This is a genomic window from Aquimarina sp. AU58 (genome assembly GCF_900312745.1).
Taxonomy (GTDB): Bacteria; Bacteroidota; Bacteroidia; order Flavobacteriales; family Flavobacteriaceae; genus Aquimarina; species Aquimarina spinulae.
Genome location: NZ_OMPD01000014.1, coordinates 99,211 through 119,020, shown reverse-complemented (window position 1 = coordinate 119,020; position 19,810 = coordinate 99,211). Strand labels below are relative to the sequence as shown.

Sequence of the window (19,810 nt, the reverse complement as noted above, 5' to 3'; positions counted from 1 at the left end):
TATAACAATTAATCGGTTACATACAACCGATTGTTTACAATCATTTGTAAACAATCTATTACATATACCTTCACTGCATGGCAAAAAAAGGAAAACATGAACGTCCTGAAATAGTAATTGTTTTAGCAAAAAGAATTAAGCAAATTATTATTGAACGAGGATTAGTGCAGAAAAATATTGCTCATGATGCAGGTATTGATGTTGAAAATCTTAGAAAGTACATAAAAGGTACTCAAGAAATGAAAATAGGCATGCTTTTTAGAATTTCTAAATCGCTTGGCTTGCCAATGAGTGAATTACTAAAAGATCTAGAACAAGATTTTAAAAAATAAGTAACGTCTTAGGGAGTTTTTTATACTCAATAATAATAGTTACATTTATCTGGTAAACACAACCCCATTCTTCAATTCTTAAGAGTTGAAGAATGGGGTTGTTTGGTAAAAACAAATGGTGATTGTGGATTACCACAATGTTTGTAAAAGTAGATTACGGATATTGTTTGATATAAAAGATTAAAAATAACCATACATGGAAAATAAAGGTTATATCCTTTATTCTATTGTTAGAATTCATTACAAAAATGATATTTATGAGTACATGGAACATATTGGGCGTTGAAAAGAAACTTAAAAAGGCTTTTGATAACAATTCAGAAGTTGAATTATTAAGTATTTTAAAAGAAAATTCTTTTTTATTTTATGAGTTTTACTCTCGAAAAGGAGGTGCTCTACCGAATTTTTCTGAAGTAAGTTTCGGTAGATATAGATGTGATTTTACTTGGTTAAATGACAATTCTGGTGGACCTGAATGGGTTTTAGTTGAAGTTGAAAAGCCAAAAATGAGATTATTTACAAAAAAAAAAGAACCAACCGCCGAATTAAATCATGCTTTAGAACAAGTAAGGTCTTGGGATAAATATTTTAAAGAAAATCCGACAGAGAAAAAAAGAATTTTCGGTGCAGTTTCGAAATTTAGATATATATTGATTGGAGGATTAAGAAGGGATTGGCACACTGAAAATGCAATAAAATGGAGAGCGTATCAAAATAAAGAATTTAATATCGAAATAAGAAGTATTGATTCATTTTTAAACTCTTTAGAGTCAGCTAAAAAAAACTATGGAGATTTTTGGAGTTTTGAAGAAAATCCTAAATCATTAAAAGATTCTGATTTAGAAAAATTTTGGAAAGAGTATGGATATATGGAAATGTGGAGAAGGCTATTGAATTAAAAAACGTAATGCCAAAAAAAGCTATAATTGATATTTTGAATATAATCAATATTTTTGACTCGTGAGAAGAAATACTTATTACACATATATTGAAGAAAAATTGCATGTCCTATCAAGAAGAATCGAATCAAGAGGAAAGCTAAATTTCTTGGATCTGCATTTACATGCTGAAAACTTTTACTTTCATTTTTTCAACTTACTATATAGTTATGAATTAGTAAATATGAATAAAATTCTGCAAAATGCAGAAGCTATCGACTTAATAGATAAAAAAAACAAAATCATAATTCAAGTATCAGCTACTTCTACAAAGCAAAAAATTGAAAGTGCTTTAGGTAAAAAATCTTTAACGGATTATTCTGACTATTCTTTTAAATTCATTTCCATTTCAAAAGATGCCAGTGATTTAAGAACAAAGACATTTAAAAACCCGTACAAACTTCCTTTTAACCCATCTTCAGACATATTTGATATTAATTCAATATTGAACGACATTTTATCAAGGAAAGCTATAAACCAAAAGCCATTGTATGATTTCATCAAATCAGAACTTGGAGGAGAAGTTGACATATCAAAGATTGAAACAAATCTGGCATCAATCATTAATGTCCTTTCCAATGAGGATTGGGACGATTCTAACAAAATTGATAATATAGATTCATTTGAAATTGAACGAAAGATTGTTCATAATAAATTAGATAGAACAAGGTTAATAATTACGGAAAATGCTTTATTTTACACTAAAGTCGATTCTATATATAAGGAATTTGATAAACAAGGCTTAAACAAAAGTAATTCTGTGCTAGGAAAAATTAAGAGAGAATTTCTGAAATTATTTGATAAAAATGATCCTGATGGTTCATTTCAGAAAACAGTTGATATTCTCGTTTCTAAAGTAACTGAAAGTATTAATTTTGATGAAATACCTTTTGACGAACTTGAATTATGCATTGAAATTTTAACCGTTGATGCATTTATTAGATGTAAAATATTTGATAATCCAAAAAATTACAAATATGCTACTACCTGACAATATTCATCCTGAAAATAGTATTTATTATAATAGTTCTTTTATTTTAGAGTTACTCCAAACTAACAGTTCTATTGACTTTCTTAATCTCTATAATGAGATTAAAGATAAATCAAAAATGACCTTTCAGGCTTATATTCTTTGTTTAGATTGGTTGTACTTAATAGATGTTGCAATATTAAAAAATGGTAAAGTAGAGTTATGTTCTTAAAGTCATTAACAATAACCAAAGGTGCATCAGTAATTAGAGAGGTTAACTTCAGAGAAGGTATCAACTTAATTATTGATGAGACTTCCGTGGAGGTTACAGGTAATAGTGTTGGTAAAACTACTGTCCTAAAACTTATTGATTTTTGCCTTGGAGCAAATAAAAAAAATATTTGGATAGATCCTGAAAACCCCAAGGAAACTTATCAACTTGTTAAAGATTATCTCATAAAAAATGAAATACTTGTAACACTATGCCTCACAGAGGATTTAGCAAATGATAGAGCTGAAGAAGTAATTATTGAAAGAAATTTTCTGTCACCAGTTAAATCTGTAATTAGAAAAATTGATGGAATTCACTATACAGAAGAAGAGTTTGAACCAAATCTTGAAAAAACTTTTTTTCCAGACAAAAGTGTTGACAAGCCTACGTTTAGACAAATTATTTCACACAATATAAGACACAAAGACTTAAGTATTAATAACACTTTAAAGACTTTAGATAAGTTTACAAGTAATGCGGAATATGAAACTCTGTATTTATTTTTATTAGGTTGTGAATTTGGGAGTGGTAATGAAAAGCAAGAAATATTAGAAAAAATAAAGAGAGAACAGTCTTTTAAAAAACGTCTCCAAAAAGTTCAAACAAAATCTGCGTATGAGGCTAAACTTGCAATAATTGATACAGACATTGAATTATTAAATCACAAAAAATCGAATCTTAATATTAATGAAGACTTTGAAAAAGATTTGAATGAGCTTAATGATCTTAAATATATAATAAACAAATCAAGTTCTAAAATAAGCAAATTAAATCTAAGAAAAGAACTTATAAATGAGACCGTTAATAATGTGGAATCAGACTCTGCAAATATTGATAAGGTACAATTAAATCAAATTTACTCACAGTTCACAGATATAGTTGGTGAAATACAAAAATCATTTGAAGACTTAACTGACTATCATAACAAAATGATTGAGGAGAAAAAGAAATTTATCCTAAATGAACTCCCTCAACTAGAACTACAAATCAGTAAAGAACAAATTAGCTTGCAATCACTTCTTGAAAAAGAGAATAAATTAACAAGTAAAATATCTAAAAGCGATTCATTTGAAGAACTAGAAATACTAATTGTTAATTTAAATGAAAAATTTAGGACTAAAGGTGAGCTTGAAAATATCATTGAGCAATTGAATGAAGTAGATTTAAATCTTAAAGAGTTTAATTCTGAATTAGAGAAAATAGATGAAGAACTTTTCTCTGATGAATTCGAAGAAAAAGTAAAATTGCAAATCAATAAGTTTAACAAACATTTTTCAGCTATTTCTGAATTTTTATATGGAGAACAATATGCTCTTAAATATGAAATTGAAGAGAACCGAAAGAAACAAAAACTTTATAAATTCAGTGCTTTTAACACGAATTTTAGTTCGGGTAAAAAACAAGGAGAAATTTCATGTTTTGATATAGCCTATACTTTATTTGCAGATGAAGAAGGTATTCCATCTTTTCATTTCTTACTTAATGATAAAAAAGAATTAATGCACAATAATCAGCTTGTCAAGATTGCTGAATTAGTTAACCAAAATAAAATTCAATTTGTTGCATCAATACTAAAAGATAAACTTCCTCCTGAATTGGATAAGGAAGAATATTTTGTTGCTAAACTTTCCGATAAGGATAAATTGTTCCGAATTGAAAAGTAAAAAACGAAAACACAACAATCTGTATAGTTAATGGCTGGATAGTGCTAAAAACTAGAAGTTCTTTTTTTTAATTAAGCTTCTGTAATAAACTAAAAGTTTCGGTTTTTTAAAACGCCACTAATTATACAGTAGCTATCAAACTTCAATAAACCCATAATTCTCACATCACAATAGTAGTCTCTGCTTAGGATAAACTAAAGGCAAGGATCCTTTTTGGTATAGTATTACTAATAAATAGATTCCATTCTTCAACAAAATAACAAATCAACGCTCCCCCGCACTGGTTAATCTTATCCGCGCATCATTTTAATCGATCATTGGTATACAAATAACTCTCCCAGCATAGGAGTATCTCTTCCCTGCACCACTTTTATCGACCATTGGCATGTCAAATACTTTCCCCGCATAAGTGTACCCCTTCCCCGCACCATTTGTATCGACCATCGGCATACCGGATGCTTCCTCCGCAAGGGTAAAACAAACCCCCGCAATAGGGTGAGCCTCCCTCGCTGCGCGGAGACCTTTACCCTATGCGGGGGCCAGTAATAGCAACCGATTATCTGCGTTTATATCGGCTAATATATCCCTTATAGCGCTCGGGATCTTTTCTAAATGCATATTTACCCGTTTCGCGAAGCTCATCTATAGCTTCCTTAAGATGGGTATAGGCACGATCTCGTATTTCTTTGGCTTTAGAGTTATCTAAGGTCGCCCCATTAGCTTTGGCCAGCAATTCTGCCAGGGCATCCGATTGTTGCGCTGCTATATCAAAGTTGCCTAGATCATACTTTGCTTTTTCTAACTCTGGTGCATTAGCTTTACCCAATACACTAATATCCATCAAATCCTGGATCATATCGGCATCGCCTTCTCCATCGGCAATAGCACGTACTCGGGCCAGCAAATCCAATCGCTTACGAAACGCAAAACGCAAATCGGCCAACAGGTCGTTTCTAAATTCGTAGGCTTTGGGAGATTCTTCCCGCCAGGCTTTGGCTGCTTCTTCCTGGCTATACCGCTCTTTCATCCATACCGCCTGGGCATATCTACACGCCCCGGTTCGGGTAGGTAAATCTTCTGCATACGTCTGCCAATCTAATCCTTTGGCAACTAAGGTTTCTTTATCCTCTTCTGCCCATACAAATAAGTTTTCGGCCTCTTGCATAAATACATCAACAGGGATTGTTGGTGATTTTACCGCTTCTTGTGGTAATGCTTCTAGCACGACCAGCTTGGTGTCATAATTTTCTTTAGACATCGTATAACATGTTTTAAAAATCTATTGCGTGTTTTAAAAATTTTGCAATAGATCGTAGTTAATAAATAATTGATATACAATGATACAGCACGCCAGTTTCATTTTTCGGAACTGAGAAAAATAGTAGCAGTTAATTTTATCAGAAAATCGAACGTGGTTTTTATACGCAATACATTCTTAAAAATCAACAGTTTATATTTTTTTACACAATTTAATGTTAAAAATATTTTACATCATGTAAAAATAAACTTACTTTGCGTAAACTATAGTATACATAAAATAAAAATTATGACAACTCAAGAAAAAAGACCGTTAGTATTTTTAACCATAGACACCTTAACCTTTTTTACGTATTATATACTCCTTTTAAATTTTCAAAAAGAATATACAGCCTCTATAGATGAATTACCATTTTGGGGTGTATCAATATTGATGCTCATACCCCTAATGATAGCATCAAGAATAACTCTTTATGTGCTTTACAGTATTTTCAATACCGTAATTACTAAAAAAAAGGAAGAAAAATTTCTCATCGATGAATTAGGAGAAATCATCAAATTAAAAGCATCTCGTAACTTCAGCACGACCTTTATGCTTGGATTTGTTATAACAATGATAATGCTTGTTGTGGGAATCTCTATATCCATAATGTTTAAATTGTTTTTCTTTTCACTTTTCTCTGCATTCGCAGTACAAAACGTATCAACGTACTATTACTCTAAAAAAGGTATTTAAAATGAAAGAATGTAATATAGATACAAGCATTAGGACCTTGCGTTTTCTTAATAATGAAATGACGCAACAAGAATTAGCAGACCAAGTAAATGTGACAAGGCAAACCATTGCCGCTATAGAAAAAGGCAAGTATTCACCATCTCTTGAATTGGCATTCAAAATCGCTTTGGTATTTAACAAACCTTTAGAAGAAGTATTTACATATAACCCAAAATAAACAGAACATGAACGATATCAAAAACAATACATCCAAAAAGAATGCCTTGTTTGCAGGGATAGCTTATTTACTCACGGCTATAACAGGATTTTATGCGCTTATGTTTGCCTTACCTCAAATAAAGGTTGAAGGAGATATAGTACAAACAATTGCGAACATGAATAGCAATCCATTTATGTTTCGGGCCGGCATAATTAGTATGCTTTGCATGAACATCATTACTATCCTACTCGTAATCTATCTATATAAATTATTATCAAATATCAACAAAACAACGGCTTTATCTATGTTAGTTTTAATGCTATTTGGTGCAGGAATTTCTACACTAAATGAGGTGAATCATTTTGCTATGTTATGCATCAACAACATAGACGGTTTCTCTATAGAAGAAAGCCAAAACCTAACCATACTATTTTCTGAGATATATAATCACGGTGCTCATATTGCCGTAATTTTTTGGGGGCTATGGCTTTTTCCACTTGGGGTCTTAATTTATAAACTAAATACTCGAATCTCGAAGTTTCTTGGAATCCTGCTATTTATAGCTGGAGCTGGATACATCCTGGACTCTCTGTTTTTATTTGTCTATCCACACCTAAATATTGCAACACTATCGGACTATACGTCATACGGTGAAATTCTATTGATGATATGGCTATTAGTGAAAAATAAAACAATCGAACGATTAGCTGAAAAACAAATCAAAAAAGTATAGCGTATAAACTATTTAAAATAGTATTATTATACAATAGCATAGTAAAAAATCAGTAACACCTTAAGCGTTTTTTTACTTTATCACGCACTATAGATATGAGTTAATAAATGATTGATATACAATGATACAGCACGCCGGTTTCATTTTTCGGAACTCGAAAAAATAGTAGTGATTAATTTGATGAGACCTCACAGGTTTTAAAAACCTGTGAGGTCTAGAATGAGGTTTATATTTCTATTTTTATATAAGGATTTCTCAAAATTTAAGTAACAATTACAATTCTGAAGACATTAATACTAAACAGGGAAACAAAACAAAATAAATCAAAGAAATGAAAAAAACCATTTTTAGTTTAGTCTTGGTAATGATTAGTCTTAATAGTAATGCACAAGAAGTAACTTCTTTTTTAAATATCAAAAGAAATGCTACAGCTAGTGTTAGTGCCCTTTTAGGGTATACAGATCCCAATTGGACCGGAACATTGTTTTGGAATAAAATTGGGGATGTTAGAATTAGGAGTATAGATTCAGAATTTCACTTTGATCGTAATGGTAATTTTGGAATTGGAACCGCTAGTCCCGATAGAAAATTAAGTATCTTAAGTGCTCAAAGTTCTTACCTAAACCTAAAAACTAATAATGGACACGAACTCTTAATAGGAGCAGACACCAACGGAGGGATTATTTCGACCATGTCTAATCACGATTTAAGTATTAGAGCTGGTAGTAATTCTACAAAAATGACTGTTAAAGCAAACGGAAATATAGGAATTGGAACCACCAATCCAGATATGAAACTTACCGTAAAAGGAAATATTCATGCCACAGAAGTAAAAATTGACCTTAATGTTCCCGCGCCTGATTACGTATTCAAAAGTGATTATGATTTGAGAAGTATAGAAGAAGTAGAAACATTTATTAAAGAAAACAGTCATTTACCAGAAATCCCATCTGCAAAAGAGTTTGAACAAAATGGGGTAATGCAGGCCGAAATGGATATGAATCTACTTAAAAAAATTGAAGAGTTGACATTGTATACTATTCAACAACAAAAGGAGATTGAGGAATTGAAATCACAAAATAAAAAACTCATTGAATTACAAAAGAGACTTGAAAAACTAGAGTCTAAAAAATAAAAAACATTAAAACGATTTTTTGACTGAGACGTTTGCATTTATTTAAATGACAATATTAAAATCAATTTTATTAACTCTACTTTTTGTCATCTTTTTTGAATTGGCAGCCTCTTGGATTCTGCTTTTTGATATTGAAAAAGAAACTATTTTCACCACTAGACTCTATAATCTAATTAATGGAATTATTGAGTTAGCACTTGTTTTTTTATTATTAAAAATTGTATTTAGAAATCAAAATGTAATTCCATTAAAAACCAGCATTAAATATTACTTGGTGTCGATTATCACTGGGGTTAGCTATCCTTATATCCAAACTCCTTTAAACGAACTTTATAATCTAATTTTTGATACATCGTATCGAATTACTTATGATTACGGAATGGAAGGGTTACTCACCTGGAATTCAATTGCCGTCATACTTCTAATCCCTATGGCTGAGGAACTATTTTTTCGAGGGTATATCTTAAAGCAACTTCTAACGAAATATAAACCAATAATTGCAATTGGAATTTCAACTTTGTTATTTGCTTTAATTCACTTACCCTATCAAGCAACCTTTTTAAATAGTATTGAATTTAATGGGCACCTAGCATATATAGCATTTTTTGGAGGATTGATATCAGGAACCATATATTATAAATCAAAGTCTATAGGACCTTCTTTGATTTTTCATATCATATGGAATTTAATGGTTATCTTAATCTAAAAGAAAAAACGATTTACCAACAACATACATGATATCACAGCTACTAGATAGTTAAACAGATGATCGTCTTATTTTTGCAATAACGCAATGCTTACTGAAGGTAAAAGGTAGCGACCAATACACAGAAAAACCCAAAAGCAAGGTAACATTTTGCCCTGCTACGACACATATATTAAACGTTGTAGCTAATTAAAATTATGAGTTTCAAAAAAAATGTTTTTTATTTCCTTACTCCAGTCTATAATATTGAAATAGATACAAATTTAGAATCTGGAATTCATATTGGAAATAATATTGTTTTCACAAACAATAACTCCATAATCAAAGAGTTCGCTACAGAAACTTTAAAAAAGAGAATCGGGGAAATTGAATATGATTCTTTAATGAATGCTAATGGGGTTTTTTATAAAGTATTAACATCTGATTTTGAAGGAAAATTCGATAAACAAATTAAGAACCATAAAAAAGAATTACTTGAATTTTTATATTTAAGTCAATCTTTTATTTCATTATTTTGGTTAATAAAAGACAACTCAGTGAATATTGAAATTGGATATACCGAATTTTTTAAATTTGTATCCGAAAACTCTATAGAATCAACTTTTGGCTCTACAAATCACCTTGGAGTCATCAATACTTTTGCAAATGGAGACAAAAAAAATCAAAAATTTAAATTTGATGATTTAAATAAAATACTTGAATATTCGAAATTTTTAAAACCAACAGAATACACTAAATTTGCTATTGATCCGAGTCCTGTTTATAACAATAACCCTAGAATAGGTATAGCTTTGGCTTCTATAAATATAGCAAGAGGTCAACACGATTTAGCCTTAAAAATCGGGCATTATTGTACTTTCTTTGAATCAATTTTTTCAACTTCAAACACAGAAATCACTCATAAATTAGCAGAACGTATTGCTTTTTTTACTGAGTTACTTCCTGAGTTAAGGTACAAAAGATTCCAAGAAATTAAAGATATTTATTCCGTAAGGTCACAAGTAGTTCACGGATCTAATGTTTCTTCTAAAAAACTTAAATCAATTAATGATTTGGTTAATAATACTGATAATATAGCGCGGATTGCAATTAATAAAATATTAAATAATAGATTTCTTTTAAATTTATTTTCAAGTAGAGATAATAAAAAATTAGACGATTATTTTAATAAGTTGATTTTTGGAATGAATTGAAAAAACGACCTACAACAATTTGCATATTGCATATGCACCCTGCGCATCATAGTTAATAAATAATTGATATACAATGATACAACACGCCAGTTTCATTTTTCGGAACTGGGAAAAATAGTGGTGATTAATTTTACCATGCAAATCGATCGGGTTTTTTATACTCAATACTAATAGTTACATTTATCAAGTAAACATAACCATACATGGGATATAAAGGACATATATCCTTTATATTAGTGTTGTAACCAATTCCCTAAATGGCCTCTAACTTTAAATCTGAATTAATCAATATTATCCAAAGTGATAAATGGATGATTGAAATCTTAGAAAATATAAAAGGTTTAAATTTAAATGATTGTTGGGTCGGAGCTGGTTTTATCCGAAATAAAATTTGGGATTATAAACATGGATTTGACAGAACAGAACTCAATGACATAGACGTAATTTACTTCAACGATAAAAACCCTTCAAAAAAGAAAGATTTACTAATTGAAAAACAATTAAGTGAAATAAACTCCGATATTAATTGGTCTGTTAAAAACCAAGCAAGAATGAATTTACGAAATGGACATGCTCCTTATGAGGATTGTTTTCAGGCAATTTCATATTGGCCAGAAACTGCTACAGCAATTGCGGTGAGGCTTAATACAAATGACGAAATTGAATTTATTGCACCATACGGATTAGTTGACTTGTTTAATCTAATAGTAATCCCTACCCCTGGATTCGATTTAAAGGTTTATAATGATCGAATTGCTAGTAAGTCTTGGATAGCTAAATGGTGTAACCTAAATATAAAAACTGGTTACAACACCATATAAAATGCATACTCACTTTGTACCAAAACCAAAGTAAGTGTATATTTACAATGTGATTGTCCTGCGGCCAATCAGCAGTGCGCCTGCGACGCACGCATCTTATACAAAACGTTAGGTGCAATTAGAACACATAAATGAAAATACCAAAAATAAAAGGAATAATTGACAGGCGTATTTTAATCAATTATCAAATTGACAAAGAAGTCTTGGATGATTATTTACCAAAACCTTTTAAGCCTAAATTGGTAAACGGAAAAGGAATTGCTGGAATTTGCTTAATTAGACTAAGAGAAATCAGACCAAAAGGTTTACCTAAACAAATCGGAATATCTTCGGAAAACGGAGCACATAGAATTGCTGTTGAATGGACTGAAAATGGAAAACATAAAGAGGGAGTTTATATTCCAAGAAGAGACACTTCTTCTAAATTAAATTCTTTAGCAGGAGGAACTATATTTCCGGGAATTCATCATTTAGCAGATTTCAAAATAAATGAAAAAGAAGGAAATTATGAAGTCAGTTTCATAAGCGATGACAACACATCTTTATCTATTAAGGCTCGAGAAACTAATACTTGGAATAAAGAAAGTGTATTCGAAAATCTCGAATGCGTCTCGGATTTCTTTGAAGAAGGCTCTGTGGGATATTCTCCAGACAAAAATGATTTCGACGGACTTGAGTTGAAAGCTTATAACTGGAAAGTATCTCTTTTGGAAGTTGAAAATGTAAAATCAAGTTTTTTTGAAAATGAAAGTATTTTTCCGAAAGGATCTGTAAAGTTTGATAATGCTTTATTGATGAAAGATATTGAACATGAATGGATTGGGTTGAAAAAAATAAAAAAATGCAGCTAACAACATACATGATATCATAGCTACTAGATCGTTAAACGGATGATCTTCTTATTTTTGGAATGGCGCAATACTTACTGCTAACAACCAATGCACAGAGAAATCGAAAAACAAGGTAACGTTTTACCCTACTACGACACATATATTAAACGTCATCTCCAATATTGAAAAAATGAAAAAACGTTATTCTTTTAGTTCATCGCTTATAGCAATAATTGTAATGACATATATAGTGGCATTCGAAATTTGGGAAGGATTAAAAATTAATTTTGAGTACTTTCTTCCTTTAATTGCATTAGCCTCTGTTTATTCGAATCTTAAAAAGTTTAATAACAAAAAAAAGAGGGGCTCTAATTCAATACCATTTAAAACAAAAAATGACCATTACTATACGTTTTTAAATTATTTCTGGGGTTTTGGAATTCTTATAAGTATTGTTATTTGGTATTTCTATTTTGAGTGGACTATATTAACATTACTTTCTTTATTAATAATTGGGATATCATTGATCATAAGTGGAATTCAAAATAACCCAAGCGGAGTTATCAAAGTAGACAGTGAAGAATTAAGTTTTGGGAATAATAACAAATACCAATACATAGCTTTGAATAGGCTAAACTCTATTAAGATAATAGACGGATCAATAATTGTTCAGGACTTACACGAGAAAAAATACTCAATTAATCATTTGGACTTGAATTCTAATACTATTGAAAAATTAAAATCTTTTTTAAACTCTAAATTAGAAGATGTAATAATTGAAAAATAACCATACATAGAAAATAAAGGATATATATTCTTTATTTTGTTGTTAGCAATAATCACAAGATAAAAAAATGAAAAAATTATTACTTGGACTATCAATCACTCTAGCCCTAATAGGGTGTGATGCATTAACTGGAGAAGAAATTGGGCGAATTTCATTCAAGCAGACAAGCGATGTCGAACAAATAATCAGAGAAACAACTCTAGATTTAAAAAAAGGTGAGAAAATTTCATTTTGGACTGAAATTGACATTGAATACGAAAATGAGTTAGCTCTAATTTATACAGTGGAATTATTGATAGATTCGAAAGAACAAGGAGGGTTTAAAATGAATGCCTTAGAAACAAACCCTACAATGATGGAAATTAAGAAATCATTGGGTAATAAAACTACCTGGAGGTATACTGGAAAAATGAACCATTGGACTATTAAGGAAGATGGAAACTATACTTTCAAAGCAGTACTTCATTCTTCAGAAAACCATACCTTAAAAATTAACAAGGCAGAATTGGTTTTGAAAAAGTAATATATTGCTAACACGATATATGTGATCATAGCTGATTAGTGATTAATCGAATGGTTCTTTTATATTTATAGTGGTACAGTGATTTTAAAACTGAAAAGGTATAAAATCTGCGCAAAAGTGTCCAAGGCTAGGTAACAATTTTCATAGCTACCACACATATATTAAACGTTAGACACAATTCTGAACAATGCAAGAAACTATTAAAATAAGGATTGATAATTTAATATTCGATTGTCGAATAAATGGTAATAAAGAAAATGAATTAGTAATTTTTTTACATGGGTGGCCCGAAACTTCTTTTATGTGGAAAAAATTAATGTCTAGTTTTTCGAAAAATGGTTTTTATTGTGTTGCACCTAATTTAAGAGGGTATAGTAAAGAAGCATGTCCCGAAGGGAAAAAACATTATAGTTTAGATAAATTATCTAAGGATATTTTAAACATTTCTAAACATCTAAATAAACCAAAATTTCACCTTATTGGTCATGACTGGGGGGCACTTATTGGCTGGAAGTTAGTTCATGATAATCAAGACCAAATTTTAAGTTGGACAGGAATCTCTGTTCCACATCCACAAGCTTTTGGAAAAGCAATGATCGTTAATAGTGAACAAAGAAAAATGAGTCAATATGTAAAGAACTTTCAATTGCCTTATCTTCCAGAATTACGATTAAAAAAAAACAATTTTAAAATATTAAAAAGATTATGGAAGAATTGTGAACCAGATCAGGTTAATGATTATTTAGAGGTTTTCAGAAACCCAAAACAATTAACTGCATCAATAAACTATTACCGTAGTAATTATAAACTATTAAAGAGTGCGGATAAAAATCAAATACTTGGCGACATAAATGTCCCAACTTTATTTATATGGGGAAATAAAGATATTGCGATAGGTTCTTATTCTGTTAGTGAAAGCCATCAATACATGAAAAATGATTACGAATTTATAGAATTAGATTCAGGCCATTGGTTAATACAAACAGACTATCAGGAACTTGAAAAAGTTATCACAAAGCATATTGATAAAAATAAAAACAGTGTATAAACAATTGCTCTAAACATTAGGAAGTAACAATTTTTTAACTTTTTCTTCTAAATTTTGTATTACTCAAGTTTAGTATCTTTCCTGCTTCAATCAAAAACATCAACATGTTCAAATCACTCTTCACTTCAATTCTTTGTTTTGCATTTAGTATTGGGGCTCAGGCACAAGAAGCATATTTTACAATCGATCCAACCTTAACCCCAAATGGGCAAACTATTATATTTAGTTATGATGGGGATTTATGGAAAGTCTCTTCTGGCGGTGGCGAGGCATCCCGACTTACAGGAATGCAAGGTGACGAGACATTACCAACTGTTTCTCCCGATGGGAAATGGGTAGCTTTTAGTGCTACCCAGTATGGTAATAAGGATGTATATATCATGCCTTTGAAAGGAGGAGAAATTCGTCAACTTACTTTTCATGATGCGGCAGATGATGTAGATAGCTGGTCATGGGATTCAAAAAGTATATATTTTACCTCATCCAGAGAAAATCGTTTTAGTGGATATGAGGTAGCTGTTTCTGGTGGGACCCCAAGGCGTTTATTTGATCATTATTTTAATACCGTTCATAATATAGTACCCCATCCTACCACAGGAGAAATTTTCTTTAACGAAAGCTGGGAAAGCAAAAATTTTACGCATAGAAAACGATATAAAGGAGATTATAATCCCAATATAAAATCTTATAATCCCCAAACCAAAGAATATAAAGAACATACTTCCTATAAAGGAAAAGACTTTTGGACAACAATAGATAAAAATGGCAACCTCTATTTTGTTTCTGACCAGGCTAACGGAGAATATAATCTGTACACCTTTAAAAATGGTAAAAAAACAGCCCTTACCAAATTTGACACCTCTATCGCTAGACCACAAGTAAGTGCTAATGGAAGTCACGTGGTTTTTGGTAAGGATTATCAAATATACCTGTATGATGTAGCTGCTAATACCACAAAAAAAGTACCGATTAAGATTTATCTTAATAACACATTAGATAAAACCCAGGATTTTAAGACTAAGGGAAACATTACCAATTTTGATATTTCTCCCGATAATAAAAAGATGGCCTTCGTTTCGCGCGGTGCGCTATTTGTTTCTGATCCAAAAGGTAAATTTATTCAGCAAATACCTGTTAATCCAGCAGAACGGGTAGTCGAGGTAAAATGGCTTAAGGATAATCGTACCTTATTATACAACCAGACTGTAGATGGGTATCTTAATTTATTTACTATTTCTGCGGAAGGAAAAGGAAAAGAAAAACAAATCACTTCGGACTCCCGAAGTAATGTAAATATCGAAATAAACCCAAAGCGCACACAAGCAGCCTATATAAGCGGTAGAGATGAGTTGCGCCTTCTTAATCTCGAAAACCTAAAAAGTACTACTGTTGTAAAAGATGAATTCTGGGCATTATATCCACCACAACCCCGGTTTTCTCCAAATGGCCAGTATCTCGTTTATAATGCGATACGTAATTTTGAACAAGATATTTTTACCTATCATATTCCTTCAAAAAAAACAATCAACCTTACTCAAACCGGCGTAAATGAAAGTAGTCCTTTCTGGTCCCCTGATGGTAAATACATTTACTTTAGTTCTAACCTTACACAGCCTAGTTATCCCTATGGGCTAGATGAAGCGGGTATTTATCAAATGGCACTGGATAAGTATGAGGCTCCTTATACCTCTAAGAAGTTTGAAGAATTATTTGTAGAAGAAAAAGAAGATGATGAGGACAAGGATGAAAAGAAAGATGAAGATAAAAAAGACAAAACTGAAACGATAAAGATCAATATTAACCCAAAAGGATTGATGGAGCGTATACAACGCATTAGTCCTGCTTTTGGGTATCAAGGTGGCGTTCATGTTTTTGAGAAAAAAGAAACTACCTATGTGCTTTATATCTCTAATCATGATGAAGGAGATGCTAAACTATGGAAAACCACGATTAAACCGTTTGAGAAAAACAAAACAGAGAAAGTCGGAGATGCCAAAGTTTTTGGGTATCAAATAGCGTCTGCAAAAGATAGTTATTATGTATTGCTAGAAGGAAATATTCACACTCTGGATATTGAAAGCAATACCACTGAAGAAATCAAAATTGATTTTAAATTTAGAAAAACATTGTCTGATGAATTTCAACAGATGTTTCAGGAAGCCTGGGCTGGTTTTGGAGAAAATTTTTATGATGGGGATTTTCATGGAGAAGATTGGAAAAAACTTAAAGATCAATATGCAGCATATTTACCTTATATCAATAACCGTTCTCATCTAAGACTATTATTTAATGATATGCTAGGTGAGTTAAATACATCTCACTTTGGGTTTCGGTCTACTGGTAAAGAAGAAAAGCAATTTTATGGTACTAAGACACTGGCAACAGGAATTGTTTTCTCTAAAAATGACCCGTATCAAGTAGAAAGAATTATTACCGACAGCCCCGCAGATGTAGCCAACAAAAATATACTCCCGGGTGATCGATTAATTGCTGTAAATAATCAAAAAATTGATTCAAAAAACAATAGAGAACTATATTTTACGCAACCATCACTGGATCAGGAAATACAATTAACACTAGAACGTAATTCGCAAAAGATAACGGTAAATCTACACCCAATCTCATCAAGAAGTTTAAGAAACTTACGATATGATGAATGGGTAGATAGTAACCAGTCTTATATCGATCAAAAAAGTAATAAAAAAATTGCCTATGTTCATATGAAAAATATGGTGCGCGGGGAACTCAATAACTTTAAAAGGGAAATGGTTTCTGAAGGGTACAAAAGAGATGCTTTGATCCTGGATTTACGAAATAATACAGGAGGAAATGTGCACGATGAGGTATTACAGTTCTTATCCCAAAAGCCCTATCTAAAATGGAAATACAGGGATGGTAAACTTACTTCACAACCCAATTTTGCACCTGGGGCAAAACCTATTATAATCCTAATAAACGAGCAAACCTTAAGTGATGCAGAGATGACCTCTGCTGGTTTTAAAGAACTTGGCCTGGGTAAAATTATAGGAACAGAGACCTATAGATGGATTATTTTTACCTCTAGCAAAGGTTTGGTAGATGGTTCCTCCTATCGTTTACCTTCCTGGGGATGTTATACACTAGATGGTAAAAATCTAGAAAAAACAGGAGTTGCACCAGATATTTATGTCAAAGAAACGTTTAAAAATCGATTAGAAAATAGTCAACCACAATTAGATAAAGCGGTATCAGAAATAATGAAACAATTAGGAACCAAATAATTGTCCAAAATTAACAACATCGCATTGTTAAGGTATGTATATGTTTGTATATGAGTAATCCTACACAGTTAGAAAGGTACAAGTCTTTGTTAGATTTTTTGGATAAGAAGTTTAAAGAAGATATCACTATCAACGATATAGAAGAGGTATCGTATTACTCCTATCGAAACATCAATCGAATATTTCTTGCACTACACCATGAAACCATCGGAAAGTACATTAAAAGAATTAAACTAGAAAAAGCAGCACAATACATTAAATATTCTGACACGACTATTTCTGATATCGCTTTTTTTCTTGGATATAGTGATATCGCAGCTTTTAGTAAAGCATTTAAAAATCAATTTAACTGTTCTCCCTCTCAATTTAGAGAAACCCAGGAGCTTAAACGTCAGTTATTTCAAAAAACAATAGAGCCACAAAAAGTAAGTCAACAATCCCCTATTACTTTTGAAATTGAAGAATTGCCCAGTTTCGATTTTCTATACATAACCTATCAAGGTACATTTGATGATATTGATGGTATTAAAGAAATCTGGAAACAACTCATAGCATATGCATCAAAAAATAATGTATTTGATAATGATACCATATGTATGGCAGAGATATTAGATGACAATGATATTACCGATAGTGTATATTGCAGATATAATGCAGGTATTATTATAGAATCCTCATTAAAATTTGAAGTAGAAGGGTTATTTAGAACCAAAACAATAACACCTCAAAAATATGCTAAGTTTCTTCATAAAGGCAGTTATGAAGACTCTATAGTGACCTATGACTATATTTATTCGCATTGGATGACAGACATACAATTAGAATTAGTAGATAAACCTACCCTGGAGTTTTTTCTTAATGATGAAGCAGATACTCCCCAAGACGAACTACTTACCGAGATTTACATTCCTACCAAGTAACATATTGTCCAAAATTAACAAACAAGCTCCTTAACATTGCTATTACTTTTGCTTTATAAGTAAAAAAGCATGAAGAACTTTACGTTTCAAAAATACTGGTACTTAGGAGTTTTAGGGTGTATTGGTTTCTATACCTTCTCAGATGTGATCGATTATTACCATGGTCGAGGTTCTATTTGGGGGTTATTAAGCCTGTTGTGGTTCCTTTGGTTTTTATACTTCTTACCAGAAAACCAACAGCAAAAATGAATATAGAAGAAATTACTTTACTTTTCCAGACCTCAGAAATACTAGACTACGTAGCGTATTTCTTTATCATCAATTTTACACTTATCTTTTTTGAAATTTGCTTAGATTTTTTCACTAGCAAAGAACGAAGATGGAAAGATACTGGAGCTAACATTGTTATATTTTTTCTCGGACAATTATTAGAAAAAACAGCCTTTGGTTCTGTCGGGATCATTTGCCTCCTGCCCTTTTACCATCTATCACCATTTGAGATCCCTATGAATGGCTGGACCTGGGTGTTAAGCCTGCTGGCCGCTGATTTTACATATTATTGGATGCACAGGATAGAACACGAACATCGTATTTTATGGGCCAACCATAGTGTACATCATTCTTCTGAAGATTATAATCTAACGGTATCTATGCGATTAAGCATTGTAGAAAGTGCTATCGAGTGGATTTTTCTTATCCCAATGATATTAATTGGTTTTAATCCTTTTCAAGCTATAGTTTCACTAATTTTTGTTGCACAATATCAAACATGGATACATACCGAAAGAATTATCAAACTGGGTTGGCTGGATGAACTATTTAATACCCCATCTGTGCATAGAGTACATCATGGTTCTAATCAAAAATACCTCGACAAAAATTATGGTGGGGTACTTATACTATGGGATAAACTATTTGGCACTTTTCAGAGAGAAGAAGAAAAAGTGATCTATGGATTAACCAAAAATATAAACTCTAATAATCCTATCACTATCAATTTTATCGAATACAAAAATATATGGAGAGATGTAAAGCAATGCAGAACCTGGAGTGATCGATTTAAGATCATCTTTGGTAGTCTTATCTGGCGTCCTTCTTATTTTAAAAACCAAAAAAATAATACATGACGACTATAACAATAGCTAACAAACTAGTAGAACTACTGCGACAGAAAAAATTTCTGGAGGCTCAGCAACAATTATTTGCTACAGATGCAATCAATCAAGAACCTGATAAGTTTAAGGAAAAATCAGTAGTAGGTTTAGAAGCTATGATTCAAAAAGAAAAGCGTTTTCTTTTGTATATAAAAAAATGGAATCATTTTGAGGTTTCGGATCCATTAGTGAGTAAAGATCATTTTAGTATACGAATGATCACAGATGTAATCATGGTAAATAATGATAATATAGTAATCGACGAAATCATTGTCTATGAAGTAAGTGACAGAAAAATCATAAAAGAGCAATTCTTTTATAAATAGAAGAATT

General features: G+C 31.4%; 22 protein-coding genes. 21 read left to right on the top strand and 1 reads right to left on the bottom strand.

All coding sequences use genetic code 11. The annotated features are described in order from the left end of the window. The first annotated feature begins 77 nt into the window (after positions 1-77). The 5 genes from DK441_RS12245 (at position 78) to DK441_RS12225 (ending at position 4,175) form a co-directional block, all read left to right on the top strand. Positions 78-332 carry a helix-turn-helix domain-containing protein gene (locus tag DK441_RS12245; protein ID WP_074405800.1) on the top strand — a complete coding sequence of 85 codons (255 nt, stop codon included), beginning with the start codon at positions 78-80 and terminating at the stop codon, positions 330-332. A 257-nt stretch (positions 333-589) separates the two neighbouring features. Beyond that, positions 590-1,231, top strand: a complete 642-nt coding sequence (locus tag DK441_RS12240) for a Shedu anti-phage system protein SduA domain-containing protein (protein WP_109853505.1) — start codon at positions 590-592, stop codon at positions 1,229-1,231. A 61-nt stretch (positions 1,232-1,292) separates the two neighbouring features. Next, on the top strand, positions 1,293-2,261 hold the full coding sequence (locus DK441_RS12235) for an ABC-three component system protein (RefSeq protein WP_109850977.1): 969 nt from the start codon (positions 1,293-1,295) through the stop codon (positions 2,259-2,261). Continuing rightward, entirely contained in the window at positions 2,248-2,472 is a 225-nt protein-coding gene (locus tag DK441_RS12230) for an ABC-three component system middle component 6 (protein ID WP_109850976.1), read from the top strand. Before DK441_RS12235 ends, DK441_RS12230 begins: the two co-directional genes overlap by 14 nt. After that, positions 2,463-4,175, top strand: a complete 1,713-nt coding sequence (locus DK441_RS12225) for a DUF2326 domain-containing protein (RefSeq protein ID WP_109850975.1) — start codon at positions 2,463-2,465, stop codon at positions 4,173-4,175. Before DK441_RS12230 ends, DK441_RS12225 begins: the two co-directional genes overlap by 10 nt. 556 nt (positions 4,176-4,731) lie before the next feature. Here DK441_RS12225 and DK441_RS12220 read toward each other — a convergent pair. Then, positions 4,732-5,433, bottom strand: a complete 702-nt coding sequence (locus DK441_RS12220) for a hypothetical protein (RefSeq protein ID WP_109850974.1) — start codon at positions 5,431-5,433, stop codon at positions 4,732-4,734. A gap of 288 nt (positions 5,434-5,721) precedes the next feature. On the opposite strand from DK441_RS12220, the gene DK441_RS12215 reads away from it, so the two are divergent. The 16 genes from DK441_RS12215 (at position 5,722) to DK441_RS12140 (ending at position 19,803) form a co-directional block, all read left to right on the top strand. After that, a complete protein-coding gene (locus DK441_RS12215) occupies positions 5,722-6,168 on the top strand; it encodes a hypothetical protein (protein WP_109850973.1) in 447 nt (148 codons plus the stop codon). 58 nt (positions 6,169-6,226) lie between these two features. Then, positions 6,227-6,385, top strand: a complete 159-nt coding sequence (locus DK441_RS12210; RefSeq protein ID WP_234423388.1) for a helix-turn-helix transcriptional regulator — start codon at positions 6,227-6,229, stop codon at positions 6,383-6,385. A 7-nt stretch (positions 6,386-6,392) separates the two neighbouring features. Further along, positions 6,393-7,100 carry a DUF4386 domain-containing protein gene (locus DK441_RS12205; protein ID WP_109850972.1) on the top strand — a complete coding sequence of 236 codons (708 nt, stop codon included), beginning with the start codon at positions 6,393-6,395 and terminating at the stop codon, positions 7,098-7,100. 331 nt (positions 7,101-7,431) lie between these two features. Then, complete coding sequence (locus DK441_RS12200; protein WP_160112077.1) at positions 7,432-8,235, top strand: tail fiber protein; 804 nt, start codon at positions 7,432-7,434, stop codon at positions 8,233-8,235. Positions 8,236-8,281: 46 nt separating this feature from the next. Beyond that, entirely contained in the window at positions 8,282-8,941 is a 660-nt protein-coding gene (locus tag DK441_RS12195) for a CPBP family intramembrane glutamic endopeptidase (RefSeq protein WP_109850970.1), read from the top strand. 197 nt (positions 8,942-9,138) lie between these two features. Further along, the gene (locus DK441_RS12190; RefSeq protein WP_109850969.1) at positions 9,139-10,134 is read left to right on the top strand and encodes a HEPN domain-containing protein; all 996 of its coding nucleotides are present in this window, start codon (positions 9,139-9,141) and stop codon (positions 10,132-10,134) included. Positions 10,135-10,445: 311 nt separating this feature from the next. Next, positions 10,446-10,955 carry a nucleotidyltransferase family protein gene (locus tag DK441_RS12185; RefSeq protein WP_200822849.1) on the top strand — a complete coding sequence of 170 codons (510 nt, stop codon included), beginning with the start codon at positions 10,446-10,448 and terminating at the stop codon, positions 10,953-10,955. Between the two features lie 131 nt (positions 10,956-11,086). After that, entirely contained in the window at positions 11,087-11,806 is a 720-nt protein-coding gene (locus DK441_RS12180) for a DUF2071 domain-containing protein (protein WP_109850967.1), read from the top strand. Between the two features lie 169 nt (positions 11,807-11,975). Beyond that, complete coding sequence (locus DK441_RS12175) at positions 11,976-12,572, top strand: hypothetical protein (protein ID WP_160112076.1); 597 nt, start codon at positions 11,976-11,978, stop codon at positions 12,570-12,572. A gap of 67 nt (positions 12,573-12,639) precedes the next feature. After that, positions 12,640-13,095: a hypothetical protein gene (locus tag DK441_RS12170; protein WP_109850965.1), complete on the top strand. Its 456-nt coding sequence runs from the start codon at positions 12,640-12,642 to the stop codon at positions 13,093-13,095. A 187-nt stretch (positions 13,096-13,282) separates the two neighbouring features. Then, a complete protein-coding gene (locus DK441_RS12165; protein WP_109850964.1) occupies positions 13,283-14,143 on the top strand; it encodes an alpha/beta hydrolase in 861 nt (286 codons plus the stop codon). Between the two features lie 104 nt (positions 14,144-14,247). Then, positions 14,248-17,403 (top strand): S41 family peptidase, encoded by a 3,156-nt coding sequence (locus DK441_RS12160; protein ID WP_109850963.1) that lies wholly within the window; start codon positions 14,248-14,250, stop codon positions 17,401-17,403. Between the two features lie 50 nt (positions 17,404-17,453). Continuing rightward, entirely contained in the window at positions 17,454-18,323 is an 870-nt protein-coding gene (locus DK441_RS12155; RefSeq protein ID WP_109850962.1) for a GyrI-like domain-containing protein, read from the top strand. A gap of 69 nt (positions 18,324-18,392) precedes the next feature. Continuing rightward, the gene (locus DK441_RS12150; protein WP_035096058.1) at positions 18,393-18,572 is read left to right on the top strand and encodes a hypothetical protein; all 180 of its coding nucleotides are present in this window, start codon (positions 18,393-18,395) and stop codon (positions 18,570-18,572) included. Further along, positions 18,569-19,450 (top strand): sterol desaturase family protein, encoded by an 882-nt coding sequence (locus tag DK441_RS12145; protein WP_109850961.1) that lies wholly within the window; start codon positions 18,569-18,571, stop codon positions 19,448-19,450. Before DK441_RS12150 ends, DK441_RS12145 begins: the two co-directional genes overlap by 4 nt. Beyond that, positions 19,447-19,803, top strand: coding sequence for a SnoaL-like domain-containing protein (locus DK441_RS12140; protein WP_109850960.1), 357 nt, complete (start codon positions 19,447-19,449; stop codon positions 19,801-19,803). The genes DK441_RS12145 and DK441_RS12140 overlap by 4 nt, the downstream gene beginning before the upstream one ends. The last annotated feature ends 7 nt before the right edge of the window (positions 19,804-19,810 follow it).